This window comes from Pseudomonas sp. B2M1-30, from assembly GCF_025447575.1.
Lineage (GTDB): Bacteria > Pseudomonadota > Gammaproteobacteria > Pseudomonadales > Pseudomonadaceae > Aquipseudomonas > Aquipseudomonas botevensis.
This window is the reverse complement of record NZ_JAOEJT010000020.1, coordinates 57,533-83,704: the sequence shown is the minus strand read 5'-3', so window position 1 is coordinate 83,704 and position 26,172 is coordinate 57,533. Positions and strand designations below refer to the sequence as shown.

The 26,172-nt window shown below is 59.0% G+C and carries 26 protein-coding genes and 2 pseudogenes; 16 read left to right on the top strand and 12 right to left on the bottom strand.

Features of this window, described 5'->3' with window-relative positions:
• The 5 genes from tssI to N8H74_RS27150 form a co-directional block, all read left to right on the top strand.
• A partial coding sequence (gene tssI / locus N8H74_RS27170) for a type VI secretion system tip protein TssI/VgrG (RefSeq protein ID WP_262151712.1) occupies nucleotides 1–948 on the top strand: 948 nt, incomplete at its 5' end.
• The gene (locus tag N8H74_RS27165; RefSeq protein ID WP_262151711.1) at nucleotides 945–1,796 is read left to right on the top strand and encodes a DUF4123 domain-containing protein; all 852 of its coding nucleotides are present in this window, start codon (nucleotides 945–947) and stop codon (nucleotides 1,794–1,796) included. The genes tssI and N8H74_RS27165, both read left to right, overlap by 4 nt.
• Nucleotides 1,797–1,856: 60 nt before the next feature.
• Nucleotides 1,857–2,651: a hypothetical protein gene (locus N8H74_RS27160; protein WP_262151710.1), complete on the top strand. Its 795-nt coding sequence runs from the start codon at nucleotides 1,857–1,859 to the stop codon at nucleotides 2,649–2,651.
• 12 nt (nucleotides 2,652–2,663) lie between these two features.
• Nucleotides 2,664–4,793, top strand: coding sequence for a lipase family protein (locus N8H74_RS27155; protein ID WP_262151709.1), 2,130 nt, complete (start codon nucleotides 2,664–2,666; stop codon nucleotides 4,791–4,793).
• Between the two features lie 7 nt (nucleotides 4,794–4,800).
• The gene (locus N8H74_RS27150) at nucleotides 4,801–5,187 is read left to right on the top strand and encodes a hypothetical protein (RefSeq protein ID WP_262151708.1); all 387 of its coding nucleotides are present in this window, start codon (nucleotides 4,801–4,803) and stop codon (nucleotides 5,185–5,187) included.
• A gap of 64 nt (nucleotides 5,188–5,251) precedes the next feature.
• Here the strand turns inward: N8H74_RS27150 and N8H74_RS27145 are convergent, their stop codons facing one another.
• Entirely contained in the window at nucleotides 5,252–5,548 is a 297-nt protein-coding gene (locus N8H74_RS27145; protein WP_262151707.1) for a hypothetical protein, read from the bottom strand.
• Nucleotides 5,549–6,041: 493 nt separating this feature from the next.
• Between N8H74_RS27145 and N8H74_RS27140 the strand changes: the two genes are divergently transcribed.
• Both N8H74_RS27140 and N8H74_RS27135 read left to right on the top strand, forming a co-directional pair.
• Nucleotides 6,042–6,311, top strand: a complete 270-nt coding sequence (locus tag N8H74_RS27140) for a DUF2790 domain-containing protein (RefSeq protein ID WP_262151706.1) — start codon at nucleotides 6,042–6,044, stop codon at nucleotides 6,309–6,311.
• Between the two features lie 90 nt (nucleotides 6,312–6,401).
• Nucleotides 6,402–6,800 carry a hypothetical protein gene (locus N8H74_RS27135; protein WP_217832417.1) on the top strand — a complete coding sequence of 133 codons (399 nt, stop codon included), beginning with the start codon at nucleotides 6,402–6,404 and terminating at the stop codon, nucleotides 6,798–6,800.
• Here N8H74_RS27135 and N8H74_RS27130 read toward each other — a convergent pair.
• A complete protein-coding gene (locus tag N8H74_RS27130) occupies nucleotides 6,797–7,066 on the bottom strand; it encodes a DUF1652 domain-containing protein (RefSeq protein WP_217832418.1) in 270 nt (89 codons plus the stop codon). The genes N8H74_RS27135 and N8H74_RS27130 overlap by 4 nt on opposite strands.
• A gap of 370 nt (nucleotides 7,067–7,436) precedes the next feature.
• Between N8H74_RS27130 and eco the strand changes: the two genes are divergently transcribed.
• Nucleotides 7,437–7,919, top strand: a complete 483-nt coding sequence (gene eco / locus N8H74_RS27125; RefSeq protein ID WP_262151705.1) for a serine protease inhibitor ecotin — start codon at nucleotides 7,437–7,439, stop codon at nucleotides 7,917–7,919.
• 72 nt (nucleotides 7,920–7,991) lie between these two features.
• Here the strand turns inward: eco and ilvA are convergent.
• Nucleotides 7,992–8,950, bottom strand: a pseudogene (gene ilvA / locus N8H74_RS27120) (threonine ammonia-lyase, biosynthetic); the annotation flags it as partial.
• 281 nt (nucleotides 8,951–9,231) lie between these two features.
• On the opposite strand from ilvA, the gene N8H74_RS27115 reads away from it, so the two are divergent.
• On the top strand, nucleotides 9,232–9,570 hold the full coding sequence (locus N8H74_RS27115) for a DUF2834 domain-containing protein (RefSeq protein ID WP_262151703.1): 339 nt from the start codon (nucleotides 9,232–9,234) through the stop codon (nucleotides 9,568–9,570).
• Here N8H74_RS27115 and N8H74_RS27110 read toward each other — a convergent pair.
• Both N8H74_RS27110 and N8H74_RS27105 read right to left on the bottom strand, forming a co-directional pair.
• On the bottom strand, nucleotides 9,551–10,474 hold the full coding sequence (locus N8H74_RS27110; RefSeq protein ID WP_217832422.1) for a magnesium transporter CorA family protein: 924 nt from the start codon (nucleotides 10,472–10,474) through the stop codon (nucleotides 9,551–9,553). The genes N8H74_RS27115 and N8H74_RS27110 overlap by 20 nt on opposite strands.
• A gap of 7 nt (nucleotides 10,475–10,481) precedes the next feature.
• Complete coding sequence (locus N8H74_RS27105) at nucleotides 10,482–12,056, bottom strand: RimK family protein (RefSeq protein ID WP_225930074.1); 1,575 nt, start codon at nucleotides 12,054–12,056, stop codon at nucleotides 10,482–10,484.
• Nucleotides 12,057–12,148: 92 nt separating this feature from the next.
• On the opposite strand from N8H74_RS27105, the pseudogene N8H74_RS27100 reads away from it, so the two are divergent.
• Nucleotides 12,149–12,592, top strand: a pseudogene (locus tag N8H74_RS27100) (GNAT family N-acetyltransferase); the annotation flags it as partial.
• 43 nt (nucleotides 12,593–12,635) lie between these two features.
• On the opposite strand, the gene N8H74_RS27095 reads toward N8H74_RS27100, so the two are convergent.
• Nucleotides 12,636–13,787: a PQQ-dependent sugar dehydrogenase gene (locus N8H74_RS27095; protein WP_217832424.1), complete on the bottom strand. Its 1,152-nt coding sequence runs from the start codon at nucleotides 13,785–13,787 to the stop codon at nucleotides 12,636–12,638.
• Nucleotides 13,788–13,826: 39 nt separating this feature from the next.
• Nucleotides 13,827–14,168, bottom strand: coding sequence for a hypothetical protein (locus tag N8H74_RS27090; RefSeq protein ID WP_262151700.1), 342 nt, complete (start codon nucleotides 14,166–14,168; stop codon nucleotides 13,827–13,829).
• Between the two features lie 189 nt (nucleotides 14,169–14,357).
• On the opposite strand from N8H74_RS27090, the gene N8H74_RS27085 reads away from it, so the two are divergent.
• The gene (locus N8H74_RS27085; protein ID WP_262151698.1) at nucleotides 14,358–15,224 is read left to right on the top strand and encodes a Ku protein; all 867 of its coding nucleotides are present in this window, start codon (nucleotides 14,358–14,360) and stop codon (nucleotides 15,222–15,224) included.
• Nucleotides 15,225–15,307: 83 nt separating this feature from the next.
• On the opposite strand, the gene lpxO is transcribed toward N8H74_RS27085, so the two are convergent.
• A complete protein-coding gene (gene lpxO, locus N8H74_RS27080; protein ID WP_217832427.1) occupies nucleotides 15,308–16,207 on the bottom strand; it encodes a lipid A hydroxylase LpxO in 900 nt (299 codons plus the stop codon).
• 388 nt (nucleotides 16,208–16,595) lie between these two features.
• Between lpxO and N8H74_RS27075 the strand changes: the two genes are divergently transcribed.
• A complete protein-coding gene (locus tag N8H74_RS27075; protein WP_217832429.1) occupies nucleotides 16,596–18,182 on the top strand; it encodes an ABC-F family ATPase in 1,587 nt (528 codons plus the stop codon).
• A gap of 209 nt (nucleotides 18,183–18,391) precedes the next feature.
• On the top strand, nucleotides 18,392–19,576 hold the full coding sequence (locus N8H74_RS27070; protein ID WP_217832430.1) for an MFS transporter: 1,185 nt from the start codon (nucleotides 18,392–18,394) through the stop codon (nucleotides 19,574–19,576).
• Nucleotides 19,577–19,591: 15 nt separating this feature from the next.
• Here N8H74_RS27070 and N8H74_RS27065 read toward each other — a convergent pair whose 3' ends face one another.
• Together N8H74_RS27065 and N8H74_RS27060 are read right to left on the bottom strand one after the other, a co-directional pair.
• The gene (locus tag N8H74_RS27065; protein ID WP_217832431.1) at nucleotides 19,592–20,629 is read right to left on the bottom strand and encodes a dienelactone hydrolase; all 1,038 of its coding nucleotides are present in this window, start codon (nucleotides 20,627–20,629) and stop codon (nucleotides 19,592–19,594) included.
• 237 nt (nucleotides 20,630–20,866) lie between these two features.
• Nucleotides 20,867–21,478: an FMN-dependent NADH-azoreductase gene (locus N8H74_RS27060; protein WP_262151695.1), complete on the bottom strand. Its 612-nt coding sequence runs from the start codon at nucleotides 21,476–21,478 to the stop codon at nucleotides 20,867–20,869.
• A gap of 128 nt (nucleotides 21,479–21,606) precedes the next feature.
• Between N8H74_RS27060 and N8H74_RS27055 the strand changes: the two genes are divergently transcribed.
• Together N8H74_RS27055 and N8H74_RS27050 are read left to right on the top strand one after the other, a co-directional pair.
• On the top strand, nucleotides 21,607–22,515 hold the full coding sequence (locus N8H74_RS27055; protein ID WP_262151694.1) for a LysR substrate-binding domain-containing protein: 909 nt from the start codon (nucleotides 21,607–21,609) through the stop codon (nucleotides 22,513–22,515).
• Nucleotides 22,512–22,871, top strand: a complete 360-nt coding sequence (locus tag N8H74_RS27050) for an MmcQ/YjbR family DNA-binding protein (RefSeq protein WP_262151692.1) — start codon at nucleotides 22,512–22,514, stop codon at nucleotides 22,869–22,871. The genes N8H74_RS27055 and N8H74_RS27050 overlap by 4 nt, the downstream gene beginning before the upstream one ends.
• 22 nt (nucleotides 22,872–22,893) lie before the next feature.
• Here N8H74_RS27050 and N8H74_RS27045 read toward each other — a convergent pair whose 3' ends face one another.
• Together N8H74_RS27045 and N8H74_RS27040 are read right to left on the bottom strand one after the other, a co-directional pair.
• Nucleotides 22,894–23,322, bottom strand: a complete 429-nt coding sequence (locus N8H74_RS27045) for a DUF1294 domain-containing protein (protein ID WP_262151690.1) — start codon at nucleotides 23,320–23,322, stop codon at nucleotides 22,894–22,896.
• Nucleotides 23,319–24,149, bottom strand: a complete 831-nt coding sequence (locus tag N8H74_RS27040; protein WP_217832436.1) for an undecaprenyl-diphosphate phosphatase — start codon at nucleotides 24,147–24,149, stop codon at nucleotides 23,319–23,321. The genes N8H74_RS27045 and N8H74_RS27040 overlap by 4 nt, the downstream gene beginning before the upstream one ends.
• 293 nt (nucleotides 24,150–24,442) lie before the next feature.
• On the opposite strand from N8H74_RS27040, the gene N8H74_RS27035 reads away from it, so the two are divergent.
• Nucleotides 24,443–26,077, top strand: coding sequence for a methyl-accepting chemotaxis protein (locus tag N8H74_RS27035; protein ID WP_262151688.1), 1,635 nt, complete (start codon nucleotides 24,443–24,445; stop codon nucleotides 26,075–26,077).
• Nucleotides 26,078–26,172 lie beyond the last annotated feature (95 nt).

The following is a 26,172-nucleotide window of genomic DNA, read 5'->3' as shown; positions in this document are numbered from 1 at the left end:
ATCGTCACCGGCCCGGCCGGTGAAGAAATCCACTGCGACCAGTACGGCCGCATCAAAGTGCAGTTCCACTGGGACCGCGACGGTCAGGCCAACGACCAGACCACTTGCTGGCTACGCGTCGCCAGCGGCTGGGCCGGCAGCGCCTACGGCGGCATCGCGATCCCGCGCGTCGGCATGGAAGTCCTCGTCACCTTCCTCGAAGGCGACCCCGACCAGCCGTTGGTCACCGGCTGCCTGTACCACAAGGAAAACGTCGTCCCCTACGACCTGCCGGCAAACAAGACCCGCAGCACCTTCAAGACCCTGAGTTCACCGGGCGGCAAGGGCTACAACGAGTTCCGCATCGAGGACAGAAAAGGCGCGGAGCAGATCTACCTCCACGCCCAGCGCGACTGGGACGAAAACATCGAGCACGACCAGAAGATCCGCATCGGCAACGAACGGCATGACACGGTCGAGGCCAATGTGCTCAGCGAATTCAAGGTGGAAGAACACCGGATTACCTACCTGGATCGCAAGAGCGAAATGCGCGCGGACGACCACCTGACGGTGGGCGTGACCCAGCATGTGAAGGTGGGGACGGCGCAGTTTGTCGAGGCCGGGACGGAGATTCACTACCACGCGGGCGAGAAGGTGGTGGTTGAGGGGGCCATGGAGCTGACGGCCAAGGCTGGTGGCAGCTTTGTGAAGGTTGATGCGGGTGGTGTGACCATCAGCGGGGCTGACGTCAAGATCAACACGGGAGGCGCCCCTGGCGTAGGTACAGGAATCGGCATTCTGCCGCCGGTGATTCCGTGGCTCGCCGCCAATGACAAGGCAGGCGCCGTACTCGTCCCGGCTGCCGCGCAAATGGCCCTGGCCAAGGCTGCGCGCAAGGCCGGCGACACACGCTGCCCGATCTGTGAAGCCTGCCGCGAAGGCAAATGCGACATTGGAGCCACAGCATGAGCGATGCACTCAACAACTGGCTGGGCGAACAATCGCGCCTCAACCGCGTCCTGATCCTGGCCCTCGACAGCCTCGCCGAACCGAACCCGGTCACCTCGCTGTACAGCGCCGGCGTGATGCAACGCTCCGTGCAGCTCTACCGACGCACCGAATTCGTCCAGTTCGCCTCCATCAGCCCCTGGCTGACTGAACTGCAACATCCGGGCAATGACGCCTTCCGCCAACTGCTCGATGATCCACAGCGCAACTGGGGCTGGATCGGCAGCATGGACAAGGCCGACCTCGATAGCCTGACCCAACACTGGATCGACCGCATGGTCATCGAAGAAGACGGTGACCGTTCCCTGTTCCGCTTCCAGGACAACCGCGTACTCGCCCGCTGCCTGGGCAACCTGAAGGAAACCGAGTGGCCATTGCTGCTTGGACCGATCAGCAGCGTGCTGTATTGGGACGACGAAGAATGGAATAGCGCGGATAACAGCAGGCCTGGGATGTACGCAGTGCCGAATCCGGCGCCATGGTTGCGAGTTCCGACACCGCCAGAGCGTACTCGCGAAATATTGCGCGAGAACCTGAAGCGCTGGTTGTTGGTGAATCACCCTGAGTCGGCAGCACAACTCTCCGAAACCCGCAGCATTCTCGAGTGGCTGGAAGAACAGATGGATCTGCTCGAAGCCTGGCGATGGAATGCACCAGAACAACGGGAATTCATGTTGACCCTGCGGCTTGATCCCAAATGTTCGAAAGACGTGGCATGGCTTCCCCTGCCGCCGGAAACGCCAGAACAGCATTTCGCCCGGTGTGAACGTTTTTTTGCAGCACAGGCCGAAGAATCCGCACTCAGTTGAAAACAAGGCCTAGGCCGTCGCACGCTCGAAATGACAGCCTCCCGCATAAAGGACAATCAAATGCGTTATCGCAATGCTTTCAATCGGCTTGCTCACAGCCTGATCATCGGGCTGGGCGCTATTGGGGCGACGGGGTGTTCTGTCGCTCAGCAGGATAGCTTTACGCTGGTGACTGAACTTCCACCGGGATTTCAGATTAGAGGTGAAGCGCAGTACGTGCCTCGTGCTGGGGAGACTTGCAGTGCTCCAGTGAAGAAGGGGCGTGAGCATCCGGGATTCAAGTTCTTCAAGCAGGAGATGAACGAGAAGGCCCAGACTGCGGAGTTTCAGGTTCCGTTGACCAGTGTTGAGGGAGGGTGTCCGCTGGTTTTGGATAGTTTTGATTATGAGGTTGACGCGAAGTACGGTGCATCTTTCAGAAACGTGGGACGGGATTACACCGGGATCGCGTTTCAAGAGGGAGCAGTCAACAGTGGTAGCGCTCCGTCACCATTGTCTCTCCAAAGAGAATGCGAATGGCTATTCCGTACTGCGGGGCCTCAACGCTATATCACGAAAATTCTAAAGTGTGCGCCTGTGGCGACACCGGAACAGGAAAATGGGACGGTTGCAAAAGGGGCGCTGCAACGTGCGCAGTTGCAAGGAAAAACACTGAAAGTCTCATTTCTTGTGGCTCGCGAAGAAAAACCGGCTGTAGGCGACAATTGGGTGAAGTTTCCCAACGGTTGGAAACGATGCATGGGCAAGAGCCTGGAAGACCCGTTCGCGTTCTGTCGCGGTAATACAACAGATTTTAAACCTTTCAAAATGCCGGACGGGCGCGATTGCACGATCTATCCGACATGTACCGAATAAGGATATTCATTAATGACGGTCAAAAAAGCAGAGCAGCCATTACTCAAGGATGTAAAGGAACCCTGCCCTCTTAGAGGTACAAAGGTCAGCTTTCGATTGGTCGACGAATCCGGAGATGGCAAGCCCTACGCTGGGCTCAAGTATGTGGTAACCGACAGCATCGAGCAGCGCTATGAAGGTACGCTTGATGCGACCGGTTTTGGTGAGGTACTGAACCACTATGAGGGTCCTGTTGTTCTGACTGTCGATCAACCCTACGCCGGTGGGGAGGAAGACTATAACTGGTTGATGACACGACCTAAATACCCGCTGAAAGTCAGTGAGCTACAAGTGCGGGCCGAAAAAACGCGCTTTGTACGCAGTGATGGACTACGGGTTGAAAACAATCCTGCAAAGGCAAAAGCAGATCAGTTTTTTCAGGTTGAAGTGCGTCACCTCGTTGAAAAAAACTCGCACCTTCCTCGCGAATCAAAAGCAAAATCCCCTCCCAATCAGAATCTGCTGAAGGTCATGGGCGACCTTGGCTTCGGTCCTGAACAATCGAATCTTTGGGGTGTTGCACTGCTTCCGAACAAACTGACAGTGCTTGAAGTAAGACCATTGCGTGCCTTCCGCCCAATGCTTTCAACTGACAACAAATTCAGCGCATTGAACTTGTACCAACTGTCATTGTTTGCCGCACTGAGCTATTGCGATTTCGGTCAATCTCCCGCTGAAGCGCCAACTGACACTGTGAGCTTCCCACTCGACCCGAGCGTCGGAAACATGTTTGCCGAAGGCATGGCTTGTTACAAAGAGTCTTGGAAAATCAATGCTCAACAATCGGCCGCCTATTATCCACTTTACGAAGACGTCCCCTATTCAAAACGCTTCGAAATCCTGCCGTTTGACCCGACCCTGTATGATCAGAACAAGCCTGAGCTAGGTCCTAAACAAGAACATCCTGCCAAACTGCACTTCTTCGACGATAGCAAAGAGAAAGGTGGGACCAACACGCAGGCGTTCATCACCCATCACGACGACATTGTTCTAATCTCCGTCCGAGGCACGCTCGAGCTCGTAGACTTCGTGCGAGATACAGATGCAGAGCAAGTTCCTGTTGAGGAAGGTGCAGGTAAGGCACACCAAGGCTTTTACGAAGCTTTCAAGGCAATGAGCACATTTGCCTTAACGTACCTCGATAGTTTTCACGTCAATCAGAAAGTTGTCGTTTGTGGCCACAGCCTCGGTGGAGCCATTGCAACACTTCTGGCGGAAACGATTCGTCGTGATCCGAAGCAGTATGACGTGCTGCTGTATACATACGGTTCGCCTCGAACGGGCGACGCAGACTTTGTGAACGGCGCGACAGCCTTACCGCATCACCGCATGGTTAATGACAACGACCCGATTCCTAGCGTGCCTGCACCATGGATGAACACCCGCAAAAAAATCTGGGTGCCTGGCGTAGTCCTCAGTTTTATCACCGCGCCTTTGGGTGCACTGATTTTTGCTTTGGGTCTGTCGCGAACGGGTGGCTCACCGTACGAACACCACGGCGATCTGCATCATTTCATGCCCGTACATTTCAAGGGGCGTGAGCAATCTTCCGTGCTATGGAATCCTGGCTGCGAATCGATTGAGGAAGCGGCCTGCACCCGCGCGGTGAAAAAGTTCGGCGATCTGCCCGACCGTGCGATATTCATCCAGCAACTGTTCCAGATGCCTCACCACTACATGCTGCCCTCCTACATTCCAAACGCCTGGGCCACCTTGCGTCGCTGGCAGCAAACTCAAGAGGCCGGCCGCACGGTGGTGACCAAGACCGAATATGACCAGATCCAATACCAATTGCAGGAGATGCAGGATCGTTTGAAAGCCAAGGAGGCTGAACTGAACAGCCCGTTCCAGGACGATCGCCGCGCATCCGTGCAACAGGCGAGTGTAATAAGGGCGGAAATCGGCCGGATCGATACGTCTCGCCAACGCCTGCACACCTTGAACTTTCTCAAACTCACGCCAGAAGACGTCTACGGTTCTGCATTCCAGACGCCGGAACATGAGCAGAACGTCGAACGCTGGTTGGCGAAAAAAGAAAACAACGTCGAGGTGCAGATCGCGATGATTCCTCAAGCGGGTAGCGCCCAGTTAAGGACTGCGTAACTTAGGTATGAATATCCGTCTTGACCAAAAGAACCTGACCGTCGCGACCCGCGCTTTGATAGTTGGGTTCTTCGCGCTTGTAGTCACTGGATGCTCGATGGCGCAGAAAGACAGCTTCACTTTGGTGACCGAGCTACCACCGGGGTTTCAGATCAGGGGCGAGGCGCAGTACGTGCCTCGCCTGGGTGAAACTTGTAGCGTGCCGGTGAGAAAAGGACGGGAGCATCCGGGGTTCAAGTTTTTCAAGCAACCGCTAAGCGAGAAAGCACAGACTGCGCAGTTTCAGGTCCCTTTAATGAGTGTTGAAGGCGGCTGCCCATTGGTTTTGGATAGTTTCGACTATGAAGTAGATGCCAAATGGCACGATTTATCCGGGTTGCACCGAATAAGCTGATCATCGCAGCCAGTGCCAGATCAAGGGGGAGTCTTAGCGGACTCCCTTTTTCTATCTGACGTATTTAAATCGGCGCCTGCCAACTTAACATCCGCTGCTGCGCAACCTGCAGCAGATCATTGCCATCCTGCGCCAACAGGTACAGCGCATGGGTAATGTGGGGGATGTCCTGGACATCGGAGTGCTTGAAGCACAGGCAATGCAGGGTTTCGAGCAGATCGCTGCACGCGCGGACGCGCTGGACGGCGGCTTCGAGGATGTCTTTGGGGTTGGCTTCGGTGTCGATCAACATGGGCGCACTTTCGGTGACGCAGCTGTTGAGGCGGAAATAGCGGTTGGGGAGCGGATTTATTGTCGGCATGGTGATTACTCGAATTAGCGGAAAGTTACCGCCAACACCGTGACCAAACGGTGGGAGGCGGACTGTGTACAAGCTTGGTCACCCGAGAAATCACCAACTCGGTTCGCCCGAAGGCGAGCCTGCACACAGCCGCCACAGCAATGCACTCAGAGGACAGGGTTGTCCGCCGGGCGAATGATGGCACAGTTGCACAGGTGATTAAATTAGGTGACCAAACCTAAGTCACTGATTTTGCAGTGACGCCAAACAATATCCGCCCCGTTCCAGCCACCGAAAGCAGACAAGGCATCCACCCTTGTAGGAATCCGCCCCGCATCCCGAAGAAAACCGCCCCACTCCCTGACAGCCGGCGTTCAGTCTGCTTAACCATCGCTTAACGCCGCAGTCAAAGACTCTACTGAACCGCACGCCCTCAGCCCGTTGCTGACGCCCAGTGCGGCAGGTCTGGCGTGTTTCACGCCGGACTTTCTTTCCGTCGCACGGGAGTCACTCAATGAACATTCGCCCATTCCTGCTCACCATCGCCATCACCTGCACCGCGTTCACCGGACTGGCCCAGGCCAACGACAGCACAACCAACTCCAAAGCCGTGCCTTACGAGTACGGCATGCCGCTGCACGTGGCCAAGGTCATTTCGATGAGCGAACCACAAACGCAACAGTGCAAGGTGATTACCGCCGACATGAAGTACATCGACAACACCGGCAAACCCGAGGAAATCAGTTACCGGAAAATGTATGACGCCTGTGACTTCCAGAACTGACAGAAAACTCTGATTTGCGGGTTGGCGGTAGTCGTGTGAGGAGTGTCGGAGTTATGCTCAAGACCCTCCTCACTGCCGCAAGGATTCGCCATGCAGTTGTCGTTTCGCACGTTGTCGGGCATCACTTCTTCGCTGTGTTTTCTACTGGCCCTGATCTGGGGCTTTTTACCGGATGGATTGCTGGCGATCTGGAGCATTGAATACTCCGAGGGGACAGGTTTCGTCGCGCGGCGCAGTGCGGTGCTGTTCGCGGCGCTGGGAGTGATGTTTTATCTGGTGCGCAACGCACCGCCGTCGATGGCGCGCAATGCGCTGAGCAGCGGTTTCATCGTCGGTTGCCTGGGCTTGGCCGTACTGGGTTTCGGCGAATGGCTCAATGGCCACGCCGGACCGGGGATTCTGCTGGCGGTGGTGGTCGAGCTCGCGCTGGGCCTTGGTTTCGTGCAGGCCCGGCGCGTGACGGTCGAACTGAGTGAAACGGTTGGTTAAACGGCTTTAGATCGCGGTGTGAAATGATGCGACGCGGTATGTTGCGCCAGATCGGTACGCAGCCCGGCGATCAGATCGTTGATTTCGCGGCAGCCATTGAGCTGGCTCGCATCGATACCGCTGACCAGCAGATCAACCTGATCGGTCTGGTGATCGCCGAAAACCTTGACAGTCATCGACAGATCCGGGGACAGCGTGCATTGGCAGCGTTTCGGCAGAAAACTGCTTTCAATGATGTTACGAAGTTCCAAGGCAGACAAAAACATGGCGAATCCTCTCCTTTTTGTAAGACTGCCAATCAAGTATTCACATCGACCGCTTTAACTGACCCGCTACGGGTGTATCCCCGTTGTTCCCTGGGTGCGAAAAGCGGCTGTACTGCGAAATGCCCATTGGAGTGTAGGCGCCCAAACCCGGTGCGCTGCACCAAATAGACGCATAAAGCATGCCTTTCATCGGGTAGTTTCGGACCTCATGAAATCAAGCACTTGGCGGCATGGCCAGTATCTGGCCAGTTGCAAAATGCAAGAATCGGCCGCTGCGGCACTGCAATCTGCAACCCGCCGCCGGTTTGCATTCGACGCCCACGACGGTAAGAATGCCCACTGACCACCCTACACCCGCCAGGAGGCTTTCATGGGTTCTTTACGCGTTTATGCGACCACCGGGCTGATGCTCGCCAGCCTCTGCACCTTCGCCAACGCGGCCAGGCTCGAAGACACCGCACCCTATCCAAAGGCCGAAGCCGGTTTCACCCGCCAGGTCATTCACCTGCCGCAACAGGCTGAGGAAGAAAACTTCAAAGTCGAAATCCTCGCTGGCAAAACCCTTGAAGTCGATTGCAATCGCCAGCACCTGGGTGGAACGCTGGAAGAGAAAAACCTCGAAGGCTGGGGCTATCCGTTCTACCGACTGGAGAAAGTCAACGGTCCGGTGAGCACGATGATGGCCTGCCCAGGCAACAAGAAAATCCGCAAATTCGTCCCCGTGACCGGCGACGGCTTCACGTTGCGCTACAACAGCAAACTGCCGGTGGTGATTTACGCGCCGCAGGACGTCGAAGTCCGCTACCGCATCTGGTCGGCTTCGGACAAGGTCGGCACCGCCATTACCGAGTAGTCGAACCACTTACGGCGCTTTTTTCAAAGCGCCGTTTCTTTTGCTGTTTCACGCCGGGACGCCGCACGCAGCGGCGCGCTCGGCGACATGGCGCAGGCTGTCGAAGTTGATATTCGCGCCTGAGTCGATTGCCACCAGGGTCTGCCCACGGACGCCGCTTCGCGCCACGTAGCGCCTGATGCCAGCAACCGCCAATGCCCCGGAAGGCTCGGTGATCGAGCGGGTATCGTCGTAGATATTCTTGATCGCGGCGCAGAGTTCGTCGTTGCTGACCGTGATCACTTCATCCACACAGAAGCGGCAGATTTCAAAGCCGTACTCGCCGATCTGCGCCACCGCCACACCATCGGCGAACGTTCCGACGTCAGCCAATACCACGCGCTGTCCGGCCTGCATCGCGGCTTGAAGACAGGCCGAATGCTCCGATTCCACACCGATGATCCGCACTTCCGGCCGCAGGTATTTGACGTACGCCGCGATGCCGGCGATCAATCCGCCACCGCCGACCGGGACGAAAATCGCATCCAGCGCGCCTTGGTGCTGGCGCAGGATTTCCATCGCCACCGTACCCTGCCCGGCGATCACGTCCGGGTCATCGAATGGCGATACGAAGGTACGCCCGGTCTGTTCGGCCAGTTGCAGCGCATGGGCCAGGGCGAAGGGAAAACTGGCGCCGTGCAGCAGCGCCTCGCCCCCACGACTTCGCACACCCAGCACCTTCAACTCCGGGGTCGTGGCGGGCATGACGATGGTCGCCGAGATCCCCAACTCGCGCGCCGCCAAGGCCACCCCTTGGGCATGATTGCCCGCCGATGCGGTGATCACGCCGCGTTCCTTTTGTGCGTCGCTCAGTTGCACCAGTTTGTTGTAGGCGCCACGGATCTTGAAGGAGAAGGTCGGTTGCAGGTCTTCGCGCTTGAGCAGAATCCGGTTGCCTAGCGCTTCGGACAGCGCCGGGGCCGACTGCAACGGCGTGCGCACCGCCAGGTCGTAGACCGGCGCGGCAAGAATCCTTTTCACGTATTGCTCAAGCAGGGCTTGCTGGTCGAGGCTGTACGGCATGATCGTCTCCTTGGCTTTGATCAAAACCCCGGAGACAGAAAGTGAAAACCCGCCTCTAGGGCGGGTTGGGTGCTGCAGTCGTGAGCTAGCCCGCCAAATGAGGAATGGCGGTAATAATGCTTGGCTGGCAGCGCAATACGGTGGAAGTCATGGGCTGGAAATTAGCCCGGAGGTCAGGGGCAAGTCAATGGCGAATTTTGCGCCAGGTCTGTAGGCTGGCCATTCGCTCATCTGACCAAGGAAGGAATGCATGATGTCCATTGCCCTGCCCCTCACCGCGTTGATCGCATTCAGCGGCTACACCGCTGCCGTAATGCTTCAAGCCGAGCAATCACTGGTCGACTTCGGCATCAGTCTTATGTCGCACCCTGATACCGCGCAGGTGGTGATCGATCTTTACCTGCTGGCGACTTTGGCCGGCATCTGGATGTACAAGGACGCACGCAAACGCGGGCAGTCAGGCTGGTCGGTGGTGCCGTATCTGTTGCTGACAGCAGTGTTTGTGTCCGTCGGGCCGTTGTTGTATCTGGTGACCCGAGGCCTGCAGGAGCGCAAACGCCCCGCGTCCGTCATTTCGCCAGACGCCTGAGCCCGAACAACATCCCCCCTGCCCCCAGCATCATTGCCGCCAGAAACAGCGGATACGACACCCACCATGGCGTGCCGGCGGTCATCATGCTGAATTCGGACATGCCGCCAATGCTCGCAATCAGGTTGAGCGGCAGAAACACCACGTTGATCAGCGTCAGTTTGCGCAGCAGGTTGTTCATGCTGTTGTTCATCAGATTGCCGCGTGCGTCGATCAGGCCCGAGAACACCGTGGAATAGATTTCCGCCTGTTTGTAGCACTGGTTGTTTTCGATGATCAGGTCGTCGATCTGCCCCAGCACCTCACCGCCAAAGCCCTGCTTTTGCGCGTGGTTGCGCAGTCGCGTGAGCACCGCGCCGTTGCTGTGCAGGGCGTTGATGTAATAGATCAGGCTTTCACTGAGGTTGAACATCTGCACCAGATGCTGGTTCTGCATCGAGGCGTTGAATTTTTGCTGCAACTCCCGGGCGACCAGTTTGATCACCTTCAAATGCCCGAGGTAGTGATGAATGTTGTGGAACAGCAGGTCGAGCAGCACATCCAGCGGTGTGTTCAGCGGCTGGCGGGTGCCGAGGCCGTGCAGCGGCGTGTCGTCGGTGGCGATCACCAACAACTGCCCCGGTGAGAACAGCAGCCCGCAGGACGCCACTTCGAACGCCAGGTTGCCACCGCCGGAATAGTTTTCCGGACGTTTCCAGATCAGAAACAAGTGGTCGGGGTGGAATTCGATGCGCGACACCTCGTCCGGATCGAGCGCCGAGGCCAGCGCATGCTCATCGACCTTGAAATGGCTGTGCAGCACGTCGCGCTCGGCGACATCGGGATTGCTGAACAACATCACCTGCGCGTCGAGCCGCTCGACCCGCTGCAACCCGCCATCATTCAATGCAAAGCTGTGGATCATCGGCGCCTCACCAGGCCTGGCCGCGACGCTTGAGTTCCAGACGCCGCACGAACTCTTCCAGCACCAGCGAATACAAATCGTCCTGCAAGTACGCGTCTTCGATCCCGGCGTCGAGGTTCGGGTTGTCGTTGACTTCGATGACCACCACTTTGTCGCCCGCCTGCTTCAGGTCCACGCCGTAGAGGCCGTCGCCGATCAGGTTGGCGGTCTTCACCGCCAGTTCCACCACCGCGCGCGGCGCCTCGTGAACCGCCAGCGTGCGGCACTCGCCGTTGACGTCCTGGCCTTTGGCCTTGTGGTTGTAGATCTGCCAATGGCCCTTGGACATGAAGTACTGGCAGGCGAAGATCGGTTTGCGGTTGAGCACGCCGATGCGCCAGTCGTAGTCGGTGTAGAAGAACTCCTGGGCCAGCAACAGCACCGAATGTTCGAACAGTTCGGCGGTGGCTTCGAGCAGCGCCTGCTGGCTTTCGACCTTGATGACTCCACGGGAAAAACAGCCATCGGGAATCTTCAGCACCAGCGGAAAACCGAGGCGCTCGCCGACACGCTCGAAGTCTTCCGGTCGCTCCTTGTAGAGGATTTCGGTGGCGGGCATACCCAGTTGATGGCTGTTGAGCAGGTCGGTCAGGTAGACCTTGTTGGTGCAACGCAGGATCGACGCCGGGTCGTCCATCACCACCAGCCCCTCGCTTTCGGCCTTCTTGGCAAAGCGGTAAGTGTGGTTGTCGACGCTGGTGGTTTCGCGGATCAGCAGGCCGTCGTACTCGGCCAGTCGCGCGTAATCCTTGCGCTCGATCAGTTCCACCTCGATGCCCATGCCTCTACCGACCCGGATGAAGTTTTCCAGCGCCTGCGCGTTGGAGGGCGGCAGCGCTTCCTGCGGATCGTGGAGGATCGCCAGGTCGTAGCGCGCCATTCGCCGGGATCGCGGGACGCGCCAGACTTTACGGCTGAAACTGTCCAGGGCATTGGCGAACTGATCTTCCTGATCGTCGCGCAACTTGTGCAAGGCACCGGACTTGATGCCTTCGATGTGCCAGCCGTTAGTTCGACGAAACTCAACTAACAGGATCGGGCAGGGAAACACTTCAAACAACTGCCGTGCCAGATCCTGAAGCGGCTCTATATGGGTCTTGCCGAAATAAAGGGTCAGCGTGAAGCCTTCGGTATCGTTGTAAAGATGATGACTGAGGGCTTTTTCCAGGGTCTTGTCGAGGTCATCCAGCGCAAGACCGTAAAGTGCCTTGCGCGTCAGTTCGCTGATGGTGCGCACCGACGGAATCACCTTGTGCCCCCGTGCCTCGGCCAGCAGCGAACAATAGTAGCCATGGCCCAGATACTTGTAGCTGCGGCACAGGTTGATCACCTGCACCCGCTTGCCCGACTCGCCGTCGCGGGTCTGTTCCAGGTATTCCTGGGCGCTGACGATGTCCTCGCTGGGAAAGTACGAGGCCCAATCTTCCTTGCGTTCGACGATGATCAAGACTTGACTGGAAGTGATTGCAACCGGGCTCAAACAGGTTGCTGCCGGTAAACTTTGTTTGGATACTTCGCGCCAATGACCCTGTACCGCTGACATAGAAATCGATCCGTTGGAGAACAAGACCATTTCTATTAAGCACGGGATTTTCCAAAAGTCCCGTTTCGTTACGTAACTTTTACGGCGGTCATATGGATACTGTTTTTCGCTTGGCGGTAATGGATGATCTACCGGCGCTGCTCGCGCTGGAACTGCGTTGTTTCACTACGGATCGCCTGACCCGCCGCAGCTTTCGCTGGATGATCGACCGGGCACACGGGCAGTTGCGGGTGATCGAAAGCGAAGGCCAATTGCTCGGCTATGCACTGCTGCTGTTTCGACGCGGCACCTCGTCGGCGCGGCTGTATTCGATCGCGATTGCCGACACGGCCCGGGGCGGTGGATGGGGCAGGCGGCTGCTGCAACACGTCGAGGCCTGTGCGGCCGAGCATGGCTGCACCCATCTGCGACTGGAGGTTCGCATCGACAACCCCGTCGCTATTGCCTTGTACGAGCGCAATGGCTACCGGCGCTTCGGGTTGATTCACGATTACTACGAAGACCATACCGATGCGTTGCGCATGCAGAAACCTCTTCCTTGAGAGGAGCGCGAGGGAGGCTGCCTCCCTCGCCCACCGGCTATTTCAAGCCAACCTTGTACAACGAGCCATTGGACTCGTCCGTCAGCACATACAGATAGCCGTCCGGCCCCTGCCGTACGTCACGGATCCGCTGCTTGAGTTCGCCCAACAGACGTTCCTCATGCACGACCTTGTCGCCCTCGAACTGCAAGCGGATCAGCTCCTGACTCACCAGCGCGCCGATGAATACGTTGTGCTGCCAGGGCTTGAACCGGTCTGCATCGTAGAACGCCATGCCGCTGACACCCGGTGACTTTTCCCACACATGATGGGGGCCGACAGTGCCCTCGGCGGTCTTGCCCTTGGCTTCCGGAATCGGCAGCAGGTTGTAGTTGATGCCATGAGTCGCCAGCGGCCAACCGTAGTTCTTGCCGCGTTCGATGATGTTCACCTCATCGCCACCGCGTGGGCCGTGTTCGTTTTCCCAGAGGGTGCCGGTCCACGGGTTGAGCGCCGCGCCCTGCGGGTTGCGATGGCCGTAGGACCAGATCTCCGGGCGTACCCCGGACTGACCGACAAAAGGGTTGTCGTCCGGCACCTTGCCGTCCGGGAAGATCCGCACGACTTTGCCTTGCAGCTTGTCCAGATCCTGCGCGGTCGGGCGGTCGTTGTTTTCGCCCAGAGTGATGAACAGATAGCCGTCGCGATCGAACACCAGCCGCGAGCCGAAGTGATTGCCGACCGACAGTTTCGGCTCCTGGCGAAAGATCACCTTGAAGTCCTTCAGGGTTTTCAGGTCATCCGCCAGACGCCCGCGTCCCACAGCCGTTCCGGCCTTGTCGCCAGCGCCCCCGCCCTCGGCGTAGGACAGGTACACCAACCGATCCTGTTTGAAGTCCGGTGACAGCGCCACATCGAGCAACCCACCCTGGCCCTCGGCCCAGACCTTCGGCACTCCGCTGATCGGTGCCGACAGCTTGCCGTCGACGCCCACCACCCGCAGATTGCCGGGACGCTCGGTGACCAGCATGCCCTGGCGATCCGGCAGGAACGCCAAGGCCCACGGATGTTCCAGATCCTGGGCGAGAGTCGTGACTTCCAGCGTGCCTTGCTCGCTCTGCAATTCTTTGGGAGCCGCTGCAAAGCTCGGGGCGGTGAAACTGATCAGGGCGCCGGCACACAGGCTGGCCAGCAGGGTTTTACGCAACATGCACGATTCCTTTTGTTCGTTGAAAGAAAGCGACAACGCTCAACGGTTGCTGTCGGTACTGCGCGAAGGTGGATTGGGAATGAAGGTCGGTGGCGTGCTCGGCACCGAACGTTGCGGCTGGCCATTGCCAATGCCGCGATTGTCCAGGGTCGGCGGGCGTGGCACCGGAACGGTGTTCGGCCCACGAATGGTCGGGGCGCTGGGCTGAGTGCCCTGCATGCTGTTGGGGTTGGCCCGGCGGATCGGGCTGTTGTAGGGATTATTGCTGTTGCCGGTCGGACTTTGCGCCAGCAACAGAGCCGACGACGGCGACGCGCCATCCGCGTGCGCCAGGCCTCCACCGAGGATCAGGACAGCGATGCCAAGCAGGAAACGGTTCATGGACGGCCTCTCTCGATGCACATGGAATTGAGCCTTCGAGTCCACGCTACGCCGAGGGTTCGGATTTGTTAACCGCTTATGTGTCCGCAAGATGTAACACGACTTGACCTGACGGCCTCTCCCCTCGACAAACAGGAAACTTTTGCGCCCGGCCATCAGTCACCTGAACATCACTCGGAGGACACCACCATGGCTCGGGCAATCTGGAAAGGCGCAATCAGTTTCGGGCTGGTTCACATCCCCGTCGCACTGGTTTCCGCCACATCGTCCCAAGGCGTGGACTTCGATTGGCTCGACAGCCGCAGCATGGATCCGGTGGGCTACAAACGGGTGAACAAGGTGACCGGCAAGGAAGTCACCAAGGAACACATCGTCAAAGGCGTGGCCTATGAAAAGGGTCGCTACGTAGTGCTCAGTGAAGAAGAAATTCGCTCGGCGCATCCGCTGTCGACCCAGACCATCGACATTTTCTCTTTCGTCGACAGCGAATCGATCCCCTTGCAGAACATCGACACGCCCTATTACCTGGCGCCGGACAAACGCGGCGGCAAGGTCTACGCCTTGCTGCGCGAAACCCTGAGCAAGACCAAAAAAGTTGCCCTCGCCCGGGTGGTCCTGCACACGCGGCAATATCTGGCCGCCTTGATGCCGCTCGAATCAGCGCTGGTACTGGTGAAATTACGCTGGCCCCGGGAGGTGCGCAGTCTCGATGAACTCGCGCTGGGCAGCGAAGTGACCAAACCGCAACTGGCCAAGGGTGAGCTGGAAATGGCCAGGCGTCTGGTGGAAGACATGAGCGCGGACTGGACGCCGGAGGACTACAACGACGAGTTCGAGAACAAGATCATGGCCCTGGTGGAGAAAAAGGCCCATGAAGGCAAGATCGAGGATGTCGAGACGGTGGGCGGCGAGGAAGCGCGCAAAACAGCGGATGTGATTGACTTGACCGAGCTGCTCAAGCGCAGCCTCGGCGGGAAAGCGCCGAGCAAGCCCAAAGCGAAAGCGGCCAGCAAATCGGCACCGGCCAGGAAGGCCAAAAAAGCTTCGGGGGAATGAGGTCGGTCAGACCGGTCCTCGGCTGGAGGTGCGGGCTTCTTGGAGGCAAGCCCGCGAAGGCGCCAATCCTGGCGCCACAAATCTCAGATCCAGATAAAGATCGCCAGCAAAGCCGCGAAGATCGCCCACTTCTCAAGATAGTAGAGCTTGCGATTACGCTTCTTGAGCTCTTTGCCACGCAGACGGATCTTGTAGATTTTGGTGAACAACCGGTTGATGCCACCGGTGCGGTCCCCGGCATCGTTCGGCGCGCCCGCCGCCGACATCACGGTCCGGCTGAACCAGCCGTTGAAGGCCGCCGCCCAGCGGTACTTCATCGGACGCTCAACGTCACAGAACAGGATGATGCGGTTCTGGTCGGTGGTGTTTTCCGCGTAGTGAATGTAGGTTTCGTCGAACATCACCGCTTCGCCGTCGCGCCAGTGGTAGTTCTCGCCGTCGACGTTGATGTAGCAACCGGCGGCGTTCGGCGTTTCCAGGCCCAGGTGATAGCGGTACGAACCGGCGTACGGGTCGCGGTGGCGCACCAGTTTCGAACCCGGTGGCAGTTCAGCGAACATCGCCGCCTTGATCGAACCGATGCTCTGCACCAGTTCAGTGGTACGCGGGCACAGTTTCATCGCCGACGGGTGGCTGTCGCCGTACCACTTCAGGTAGAAGCGCTTCCAGCCGGTCTTGAAGAACGAGTTGAAGCCGACATCGTCGTACTGGTTCGAGCGTTTGATCTCGCCGGCACGCAGCAGATTCTGGCCTTCTTCGCGGATCTCCTCCCAATGCGCCTGCAACGGGCTCAGATCCGGAAAATCCGCCGGATTGAGGTACGGCTTGTTCGGAATCTTCGAGAACAGATAAAGGAAGCAGTTGATCGGCGCGAGAAACGTCGAGTGATCGCTCAGTTGGCGACCGAGCTTGTGGCGCACGCGACCGCGAAGGTGAACGTATGCAATGGAAATGACATAAATTGCGGCAATGATGAGTTTCACGGAAATCGTCACACGTCAGAAGTGAACAAACTGCGCGCCTGAAAGGCTAAAGCCAAAGGTGGGTGGCAGTGGTCTGATACAAAACAGCGTCCCGGTGGCGCATCCCTGAGCCCGCGCCGTACAAGGCGCTGGGTGAATGGATGGCATTTTAGCCACACTTTGTAACCAATAGTGAACCTTCATCTGTGAAAAACTGTCCGGCGTTTGCGCCAATCGGCAATCGGGATGTCAGCGCCCTATCGTTTAAAGAGCCAGACCAGTACAATCGCCGCCAAACTTTATGCGCCCCCTTGGTTGATGACGGGAAAACCCGCCTCAGCGCGCTTCGACTCGGGCCAAGCGCTCCGGCCGCACCCTCGCTACTCAGAATGCTTCGCAGGATAAACCTTTGATTTCTACAGCTAACATCACGATGCAGTTCGGCGCCAAGCCGCTGTTCGAAAACGTTTCGGTCAAATTCAACAACGGCAACCGTTATGGCTTGATCGGTGCCAACGGTTGCGGCAAGTCGACCTTCATGAAAATCCTCGGCGGCGACCTCGAGCCGTCCGGCGGTCAGGTCATGCTCGAGCCGAACGTGCGTCTGGGTAAATTGCGCCAGGATCAGTTCGCCTACGAAGAATTCACCGTGATCGACACCGTGATCATGGGTCATGAAGAGCTGTGGAAGGTCAAGGCCGAGCGCGATCGCATCTACTCGCTGCCGGAAATGAGCGAAGAAGACGGCATGGCCGTGGCCGAGCTGGAAACCGAGTTCGCCGAAATGGACGGCTACACCGCCGAATCCCGCGCCGGTGAACTGCTGCTGGGCCTGGGCATTCCGCTGGAACAGCATTTCGGCCCGATGACCGAAGTCGCGCCAGGCTGGAAGCTGCGTGTATTGCTGGCCCAGGCACTGTTTTCCGATCCGGAAGTGCTGCTGCTCGACGAACCGACCAACCACCTGGACATCAACACCATTCGTTGGCTGGAAACGATTCTGACGGCGCGTAACAGCACCATGATCATCATTTCCCACGACCGTCACTTCCTCAACAGCGTCTGCACCCACATGGCCGACCTGGACTACGGCGAACTGCGCCTGTTCCCGGGCAACTATGACGAGTACATGACCGCAGCGACCCAGTCCCGCGAGCAACTGCTGTCGGACAACGCCAAGAAGAAAGCGCAGATCGCCGAACTGCAAACGTTCGTCAGCCGCTTCTCGGCCAACGCCTCGAAAGCCAAGCAGGCCACTTCCCGCGCCAAGCAGATCGACAAGATCCAGCTGGCCGAGGTCAAGCCATCGAGCCGTGTCAGCCCGTTCATCCGTTTCGAGCAGACCAAAAAGCTGCACCGTCAGGCCGTGACCATCGAGCACATGTCCAAGGGCTTCGACGGCAAGACCCTGTTCAAGAACTTCAGCTTCACCGTCGAAGCCGGCGAGCGTGTCGCGATCATCGGCCCGAACGGTATCGGCAAGACCACCCTGCTGCGTACGTTGATGGGCGAACTGACCCCGGACGCCGGCTCGGTGAAATGGACCGAAAGCGCCGAGCTGGGCTACTACGCTCAGGACCACGCCCATGACTTCGAAGACGACGTCACCCTGTTCGACTGGATGGGCCAGTGGACTCAAGGCGAGCAGATGATTCGTGGCACCTTGGGCCGCATGCTGTTCTCCAACGACGAAATCCTCAAGTCGGTCAAAGTCATCTCCGGTGGTGAACAGGGCCGCATGCTGTTCGGCAAGCTGATCCTGCAAAAGCCGAACGTGCTGGTGATGGACGAACCGACCAACCACCTGGACATGGAATCGATCGAGGCGCTCAACCTGGCGCTGGAAAACTATCCGGGCACGCTGCTTTTCGTCAGCCACGACCGTGAATTCGTATCGTCCCTGGCCACTCGCATCATCGAGCTGAGCCCGAACGGCGTGACCGACTTCAGCGGCACCTACGATGACTACCTGCGTAGTCAGGGTGTGGTGTTCTAAAAAGCAGCGTTGAGTTTTTAGCAACAAGCGGCAAGTGAAAGCCCCGTCCCTGGTGACGGGGCTTTTTGCATTCAGCGGAAAAAGACTTGTGGGATGAGGTCCTGCAGGTGGATTGCGCTTCGGAGGAGAAAAATAGTTAGCCTGCTTTCTTTTGTTGTGCACAAAAGCCATGATGCAGCTCTCCCACCGCCGCCCGCGAACGAGCCCTCATGTCTGCGCAGCAACAGCCACCGCAAAGCTCAATGGCGATCACCCTGCAGATCGTCTCCATCGTTTTCTATACCTTCATTGCCTTTCTCTGCATCGGTCTGCCAATCGCCGTACTGCCCGGTTACGTCCACGAGCAACTGGGTTTCAGCGCCGTCATCGCGGGGCTGGTGATCGGTTCGCAATACCTCGCCACCCTGCTCAGCCGGCCGATGGCCGGGCGCATGTCCGATACCGTCGGCACCAAACGGGCGATCATTTATGGTTTGTCGGGAATTGTCCTCAGCGGAGTGCTGACGCTGATGTCGACGTTGCTGCAAAGCGTTCCGCTGCTCAGTTTGCTGATCCTGATTGCCGGCCGTCTGCTGCTGGGGATCGCCCAAGGCCTGATCGGCGTCGGCACCATCAGTTGGTGCATGGGCCAGGTCGGCGCCGAACACACCGCACGTTCGATCTCCTGGAACGGCATCGCGTCCTACGGCGCCATTGCCATCGGCGCGCCGCTGGGGGTGGTGATGGTTGCCGACTATGGCTTCGAGAGTCTGGGCATCGTCCTTTCGCTGCTGGCCGGCGCGGCGCTGCTGTTGATCCGCAACAAGCCGTCGGTGCCGGTGGTGCGCGGCGAGCGCCTGCCGTTCTGGGCGGTGTTCGGGCGGATTGCTCCGTTTGGCGCCAGCCTGAGCCTGGCCTCGATCGGCTACGGCACACTGACCACCTTTATTACTCTGTATTACCTGAATCGCGGCTGGACCGGCGCGGCGTACTGCCTGACGGTGTTCGGCGTGTGTTTCATTCTGTCGCGGCTGGTGTTCATCTCAGCGATCAGTCGCTTCGGCGGGTTCACCTCGGCCATCGCCTGCATGACCATTGAAACCGTTGGCCTGGCGCTGCTGTGGCTGGCCCCCTCGACCGGTTATGCGTTGATCGGTGCCGGGTTGACCGGGTTCGGCCTGTCGCTGGTGTATCCGGCGCTGGGCGTCGAGGCGATCAAGCAAGTGCCCAACTCCAGTCGTGGCGCGGGGTTGAGCGCTTATGCGGTGTTCTTCGACCTGGCGCTGGCGATTGCCGGGCCGCTGATGGGCGCCGTAGCGCTGAACCTGGGGTATTCGTGGATTTTCTTTTGCGCGGCGTTGCTGTCGGTGAGCGGGCTGGGGCTGACCTTGTTGCTCAAGCGCCGGGCGGTATAACCCCGGACAGATGACCTATTGATCCGCCGTCTGCATCCCCGCCCGATTCGGCTTGCCCAGCGCATGGGAGAAAAACCGCCCGGCCTCGGAAATCAGGTTGCGATGAATGTCTTCACGATCCACCCCGTCGGCGTCGGTGCACAGTGCCGGCATCGCGCGGATCTGCTCTTCATTGCACGGCGCCATGAATACAAAGTGCCCTGCCCCGGCCAGCAATTTGAAGTCCGGCGCCGTCGGCAGTTTGCGCGCCAGAGCCGCGGCGTTTTTGTCGAAGGCCACCAGTTTGTCACCGTCGCCGCTGTACAGCAGAACCGGCACGTGCACGTCGGCCAGGGTATGCCGGCCGAATTTCAGGCTCAGCGGCGCCATCAGCAACAGCGCATGCACGCGGGGATCGGCCACCGGTTGCAGGTCATCGCGGTCGACGATCAATTCGCCCTGGGTGTTGCAGGCGTCGCGGTCGTCCGGACGCTCCTGACAATACCGACGCAGGCGATCCAGATCCGGCGTCGCACCCGACAGGATCAGCGCCGTCTCGCCACCCGCCGAGTAACCGATGACCCCCACCTGATCGGCGTTGACGAACGGCGCGAGCATGCGGTCGCCGAGGGTCGCGGTGATGGCTTCGGAAATCTGGATCGGCCGCCCGTACAGGTTGCTCAGCGTGCCGAGACGACTGTGATCCCGGGAGTTGTCGCCGGGATGGATCACCGCCACCACGACAAAGCCCTTGCGTGCCAGCGAAGTGGCGAGGTCATGCAGCGCCAGCGGCGTGCCGGTGTTGCCGTGGGACAGCATCAGCATCGGAAAGCGGCCAATGGCGACCTTGGTGTCTTCGCCGGCTTCGACCGAATAGCCCTCGAGCAGGCTGACATGTTCGCGGTCGCTGGAAGGGTAAAAGGCGATGGCGCGCATCGGTTGCAGATCCAGCGGATCGAGGAACGTCATCTCGTGATAGCCGACGCTCCAGTGCTGATGCAGCCCGGGCGCAGCGTGCACTGAATTCAGGCTGCCGAGCAGGCAAATCAGTAACGTTGCACAAAGACGCATCATGGGATGCCCCACCCTGTTTGTTACTCAATCGAAAGATCCGTTTCACCGCGATGCCCGGAACGCGGCGCTTCGCGGGTCCGGTGCAGCGTTGCACTCAGACGTTGATCGTTTGACTGCATAACCCGGGCCAGATTATGTAACAGTCAGAAACAAAAAACTCCGTATCTGGCCCTTGCAGAACCAGAATACAGAGTTTTTTGGGGATTGCCTGAACGAGAGCTGTTCTTTACGCAAGCCTTACGCGGCAGCGAACAGTTGCTCGCTGATCTTCGCTTGAGCGCTGGTCAAAGCGTTGTTGCGTACTTCTTCGCCATACGCCAGACCTTCGGCGCGAACGATCTCGATGTCGGTGATGCCGAGGAAATTCAGAACCAGCTTCAGATAGTCTTCGTGAGCAATACCGCTGGCCTGACCGGCGTGGATGCCGCCGGCAGTGGACACGATTACCACTTTCTTGCCACCGCACAGGCCTTCGGGACCGGCTTCGGTGTAGCGGAAAGTCTGGCCGGCAACGGCGATGCGGTCGATCCATGCCTTGAGTTGGGTTGGCACGGTGAAGTTGTACATCGGCGCAGCAATCACGATGGCATCGGCAGCGATGAACTCGGCCAGGGTGGTGGCGCTCAGTTCAGCTTCGTGCTGCTGTGCGGCGTTACGCAGTTCGGCGGAGGTGCCGGCAGCCACCAGGGTGGTGGACGAGAAGTGGCTGATGGCATCGGCAGCCAGGTCGCGGTAGGTGACCACGGCGCTTGGCTCGGCGGCTTGCCAGGCTTTGGTGACCTGGCTGCTCAGCTGACGGGAAGCCGAGTTGTCGCCCAGAATGCTCGAATCGATGTGCAGCAGTTTCATGTGGAATCTCCTGGAATGAATCGCCGGCGGCGACGGAATGGAGGCAATCCTACCCATGAAACCAATAGCTGATTAGTCGCCTGAAATGCGATAGTTTGTCCCATTGATAGAACAGTCGGATTTTCCTCATGCAGGACCTCAACGATCTCTACTATTTCGCCAAGGTGGTCGAGGCCGGCGGGTTCGCCGCCGCCGGCCGTTTGCTGGGCATTCCCAAGTCACGCCTGTCGCGGCGCATCGCCGAACTGGAAGAACGTCTCGGCGCGCGCCTGCTGCAACGCACCACCCGGCAACTGAAACTCACCTCCGTCGGCGAGCGTTATTTGCGCCACTGCCAGGCGATGATGCTGGAAGCGGAAATGGCCGACGAAGCCGTCGCCAGCATGTCCAGCGAACCTCGTGGGCGCCTGCGGGTATCTTGCCCGACAGGGTTGGCCCATCAGATGCTGCCGATCGTGATCAGCACGTTCCTCGGCAAATTCCCCCAGGTGCAACTGGAAATGGTTCTGCTCAATCGCCGGGTCGACCTTATTAATGAAGGCATCGACGTCGCCCTGCGGGTGCGCGAACACGGCGATGAGGACCCGATGCTGGTGACCCGCCGTCTGCGCCAGGCGCAAATGGTGGTGGTGGCGAGTCCGCGGTTTATCGACGGTCATGAGATCAAACATCCTCAGGACCTGAAAAACCTGCCGGTACTGGGTGCGCTTGAAGCTGATCGCCTGGTGCATGTGCGTCTGCTCGATCAGCAGGGCAAAAGCTGCGACCTGGCGCTGGAGGCCCGGTTGGGGATCGACGACTTCATCGTGCGCAAGGCCTGTGTGCTGGCCGGCCAGGGTTTCACCCTGCTGCCGATGATGTTTTGCGAAGCAGAACTGAACAACGGCACCATGGTGCAATTGCTGCCCGAGTGGTCATTGCCCGGCGGTTGGCTGCAAGCGGTATATCCGCACCGGCGTGGAGTGATGCCGGCGGTGCGGGCGTGGATCGATCATCTGGTCGAATCCTTCAATGCGTGTGGGGAGCGGTTGTTATGAAACAGGGAAAGATGAACGAAGCGGACGTTGCCGCGTTCTGCCTGGCACTGCCCGGCGCTCGGGAAGACTACAAGTGGGGAGGCGTGCGGGTGTTTTCGATTGCCGGCAACAAGATGTTCGCCTTGCAAGGCCTGCGCGGCGATTCGCTGGCGTTCAAGGTCGACAAGGACCTGTTTCTCGGCCATTGCGATCGCCCGGGCATCCACCCGGCGCCGTATCTGGCCCGGGCGCAATGGATCATCATGCACCCGCCCTACCCCTTGGGCGCCGAGGAGTTGCAGGGGTTGCTGCAGCGATCTCATCAATTGGTGGTGAGCAAATTGCCCAAACGCACGCAGGCGGGATTGTTGTTGTAACTGCAATCCGGTTTGGGTGGTTTCAGAACAAGGCCAGCAGGTTCGCGCCCAGGAACAGCTGATCGATCCAGAACACCTGATGCAGCGCCACGATCATCCAGAACAGGATCTGGAACGACACCTTGCGCGTCTTGTGCCGGAACACTTGCTGGGCGATCAAGGCGCCCGGCCAGCCACCGGCCAGTTCCACGGCGTGCAGGATGTTCTCCGGTGTACGCCAGGCGTCGGCGCGGGCCTTGCGCTTGTCGGCCCAATACATGAAGAACGCCAGCACGCTGACAAGGCCATAGGCCGCCAGCGGTATCAGCGAGATCCCGCGCAGCCACATCGACAGCGAGCCGAACAGCGGCAACGCGCAGACGATAACCAACACCACCAGCTTCAATTTCAGATTCTGAATATGGCCGCCGGCGGGGCCGCGATCCGGGCGGCGTGCGCGGGAATCACTCATGGCTTGGCCGCCGTCCAGTCGACCCAGCCGAACTGCCAGGTCGCCAGAATCACCAGACCGAAGACGATCCGATACCAGGCGAACGCCGCGTAGCTGTGGCTGGCAATGAACTTGAGCAAGCCGCGCACGGCAATCATGGCGAAGATGAACGCTGTGACGAAGCCGATGGCAAACACCGGAACGTCGGCCGGCACGAAGATGTGGCGGTATTTGTAGCCGGAGTATACCGCCGCCCCGACCATGGTCGGCATGGCCAGAAAGAACGAGAACTCGGTGGCCGTCTTGCGCGACAGGCCGAACAGCAGGCCGCCGATGATGGTCGAGCCGGAACGCGAAGTACCCGGAATCATCGCCAGGCACTGGGCGAAGCCGATTTTCAGCGCGTCTTTCCAGGAGATGTCGTCCACCGTTTCGGCGTGCACCTCATGCTGGCGCTGTTCGGCCCATAACATGATGATGCCGCCCACCACCAGCGCAGCGGCAACGGTGATCGGGTTGAACAGATACTGGTGAATCAGATCGGCAAAAATCACCCCCAATACCACAGCAGGCAAGAACGCGATCAGCAGGTTGGCAGTGAAACGTCGCGCACCGGGCTGGGTCGGCAAGCCGACGACGACGTCGAGGATCTTGCGGCGAAACTCCCAGACCACTGCGAGGATCGCGCCGAGCTGAATGATGATGTTGAACGCCATGGCCCGCTCGCCACCGAAGTCGAGCAAATCCGCAACAATGATCTGGTGTCCTGTACTTGAAATGGGCAAAAACTCCGTCAGCCCTTCTACAACTCCTAGAATCAGTGCCTGCAAGGCGGTCCAAAGATCCATCAATCCCCCGAAGAAGCGATGCGTTTGCATGCCCCGATAGTATTTATATAGAGCGTTCACTGCGTTCAGCGTAGCTGACTTCCCGCGCGCACAGGATCCACACGGAACAGTCAAAATTCCGTGAAAAATCAAAACCGACTCAGGTTTTTGCGTGCGGGGCCGAAATCCTATCAGACAAGCCGAAATAGCGCTGCCGCGTTATACGACTTGCGTCGCGTATGCCTCAATACCGAAACGTGGTTGGATGCTGGCGGCGACTTATTACAAGAAAAAGAATCTGGAGTGACAGCGTTATGAACAGCTTGCGCAGTGTGTCGATCAGCCGACGCTTGTGGCTCATCTTGGTTGTGGCGGTGGTCATGTTGCTGACCTTGGGCGTATTGATGCTCAAGCAGATTCACGATGACCTGTATCACGCCAAGGCTCAGAAAACCCAACATGTGGTGCAGACCGCCAGCGGCATACTGGCCTATTACCAAGGCCTGGAAGCGGCCGGCACCCTGACCCGCGATGTCGCCCAGAAACAGGCAATGAGTGCGATTCGTGGCCTGCGCTATGACCAGAACGACTATTTCTGGATCAACGACCTCACGCCCGTGATGGTCATGCACCCGGCCAATCCCAAGCTCGAAGGTCAGAACCTCTCGGCGATCCGCGATCCGGACGGCTTCGCGGTGTTCAACGAGATGGTCGCCATCGCCAAGGCCAAAGGCGCGGGCATGGTCGATTACCGCTGGCCGAAACCGGGCGCCAGCGAGCCGGTGGCCAAGACTTCCTACGTGAAACTGTTCGAACCCTGGGGCTGGATCATCGGCTCCGGCGTATACGTCGACGATGTGCAGGCGGAGTTCCAGGGCCAGGTGATCAAGGCCTCGATCGTCGGTCTGGTGATTGCGGTGATCATGGCCCTGCTGGTGATTCTGATTGCCCGCAGCATCGTTCGACCGTTGCAGGAAACCGTGAACGCCATGGCCAACATCGCCAGCGGCGAAAGCGACCTGACCCGCAGCCTGGACACCCACGGTCAGGATGAAGTCACCCAACTGGCCCATCACTTCAACGGTTTCACCGCCAAACTGCGCCGGGTGATCGGTGACTTGCAGTTGTCCGCCAGTGCCCTCGGCCAGTCGTCGAGCGAACTGGGCAACGATGCGGCCCAGGCCCAGGAACGCAGCCAGCAGCAATCGCAGCAGATGGAACTGGTGGCGACCGCGATCAATGAAGTCACTTATGGCGTGCAGGACGTGGCGAAGAACGCCGAGCACGCCGCCAGTGAAATGCGCGATGCCGAAGCCCAGGCGCAACAGGGTCAGGTCAACATCGACGGCAGCCTGCAGCAGATCGACAAGCTGTCCGGCACCATCGATCAGGCCGTGGAAGTGATCCGCACCCTGGCCGCCGAAAGCACGCAGATCGGCAGTGTTCTGGAAGTGATCCGTTCGATTGCCGAGCAGACCAACCTGCTCGCGCTCAACGCCGCGATCGAAGCGGCGCGAGCCGGTGAACAGGGTCGCGGTTTTGCGGTGGTGGCCGACGAGGTTCGCTTGCTGGCCCAGCGCACGCAGAAGTCCACGGCGGAGATCCAGAGCATGATCGAACGTCTGCAAAACCACTCCGAGGCAGCGGTAAAAGTGATCGGCGACAGCAGCAAGGCGTCGCAGTTGACCATCGAGCAGGCCGGCCTCGCCGGTGCCAGCCTGAACGCCATCGGCCAGGCCTTGCGCAACCTCAATGGCCTGAACGCCTCGATTGCCAGCGCCACCCTGCAACAGGCGCACGTGGTCGAGGACATCAACCAGAACGTCACCCAGGCGGCAGGTCTGTCCCACAGCACCGCGCTGGCGGCCGAACAATCGAGCGCAGCCAGCGTGCGACTGGGTCAGTTGAGCGAACAGTTGAACGGTTTGCTGCGTCAGTTCCGCGTATAACACAGCACCCGTGTGGGAGCGAGCCAGCTCCCACACGGGGGCTTGCTCAGGTTTCTTGCGCAAACCTCCCCGCCATCCCGAAAACTTGTCCGCGC

Excerpts from the sequence above, each read along its gene's own strand:
- N8H74_RS27050 (WP_262151692.1), top strand. The coding sequence starts at position 22,512 with ATGAAACAGGGAAAGATGAACGAAGCGGACGTTGCCGCGTTCTGCCTG.
- N8H74_RS27055 (WP_262151694.1), top strand. The coding sequence starts at position 21,607 with ATGCAGGACCTCAACGATCTCTACTATTTCGCCAAGGTGGTCGAGGCC.
- N8H74_RS27115 (WP_262151703.1), top strand. The coding sequence starts at position 9,232 with ATGATGTCCATTGCCCTGCCCCTCACCGCGTTGATCGCATTCAGCGGC.
- N8H74_RS27140 (WP_262151706.1), top strand. The coding sequence starts at position 6,042 with ATGAACATTCGCCCATTCCTGCTCACCATCGCCATCACCTGCACCGCG.
- N8H74_RS27065 (WP_217832431.1), bottom strand. The coding sequence starts at position 20,629 with ATGATGCGTCTTTGTGCAACGTTACTGATTTGCCTGCTCGGCAGCCTG.
- eco (WP_262151705.1), top strand. The coding sequence starts at position 7,437 with ATGGGTTCTTTACGCGTTTATGCGACCACCGGGCTGATGCTCGCCAGC.
- N8H74_RS27045 (WP_262151690.1), bottom strand. The coding sequence starts at position 23,322 with ATGAGTGATTCCCGCGCACGCCGCCCGGATCGCGGCCCCGCCGGCGGC.
- N8H74_RS27085 (WP_262151698.1), top strand. The coding sequence starts at position 14,358 with ATGGCTCGGGCAATCTGGAAAGGCGCAATCAGTTTCGGGCTGGTTCAC.
- N8H74_RS27155 (WP_262151709.1), top strand. The coding sequence starts at position 2,664 with ATGACGGTCAAAAAAGCAGAGCAGCCATTACTCAAGGATGTAAAGGAA.
- N8H74_RS27040 (WP_217832436.1), bottom strand. The coding sequence starts at position 24,149 with ATGGATCTTTGGACCGCCTTGCAGGCACTGATTCTAGGAGTTGTAGAA.
- N8H74_RS27035 (WP_262151688.1), top strand. The coding sequence starts at position 24,443 with ATGAACAGCTTGCGCAGTGTGTCGATCAGCCGACGCTTGTGGCTCATC.
- N8H74_RS27105 (WP_225930074.1), bottom strand. The coding sequence starts at position 12,056 with ATGTCAGCGGTACAGGGTCATTGGCGCGAAGTATCCAAACAAAGTTTA.
- N8H74_RS27130 (WP_217832418.1), bottom strand. The coding sequence starts at position 7,066 with ATGTTTTTGTCTGCCTTGGAACTTCGTAACATCATTGAAAGCAGTTTT.
- N8H74_RS27145 (WP_262151707.1), bottom strand. The coding sequence starts at position 5,548 with ATGCCGACAATAAATCCGCTCCCCAACCGCTATTTCCGCCTCAACAGC.
- N8H74_RS27160 (WP_262151710.1), top strand. The coding sequence starts at position 1,857 with ATGCGTTATCGCAATGCTTTCAATCGGCTTGCTCACAGCCTGATCATC.
- N8H74_RS27090 (WP_262151700.1), bottom strand. The coding sequence starts at position 14,168 with ATGAACCGTTTCCTGCTTGGCATCGCTGTCCTGATCCTCGGTGGAGGC.
- N8H74_RS27095 (WP_217832424.1), bottom strand. The coding sequence starts at position 13,787 with ATGTTGCGTAAAACCCTGCTGGCCAGCCTGTGTGCCGGCGCCCTGATC.
- N8H74_RS27150 (WP_262151708.1), top strand. The coding sequence starts at position 4,801 with ATGAATATCCGTCTTGACCAAAAGAACCTGACCGTCGCGACCCGCGCT.
- N8H74_RS27135 (WP_217832417.1), top strand. The coding sequence starts at position 6,402 with ATGCAGTTGTCGTTTCGCACGTTGTCGGGCATCACTTCTTCGCTGTGT.
- N8H74_RS27165 (WP_262151711.1), top strand. The coding sequence starts at position 945 with ATGAGCGATGCACTCAACAACTGGCTGGGCGAACAATCGCGCCTCAAC.
- N8H74_RS27060 (WP_262151695.1), bottom strand. The coding sequence starts at position 21,478 with ATGAAACTGCTGCACATCGATTCGAGCATTCTGGGCGACAACTCGGCT.
- N8H74_RS27070 (WP_217832430.1), top strand. The coding sequence starts at position 18,392 with ATGTCTGCGCAGCAACAGCCACCGCAAAGCTCAATGGCGATCACCCTG.
- N8H74_RS27110 (WP_217832422.1), bottom strand. The coding sequence starts at position 10,474 with ATGATCCACAGCTTTGCATTGAATGATGGCGGGTTGCAGCGGGTCGAG.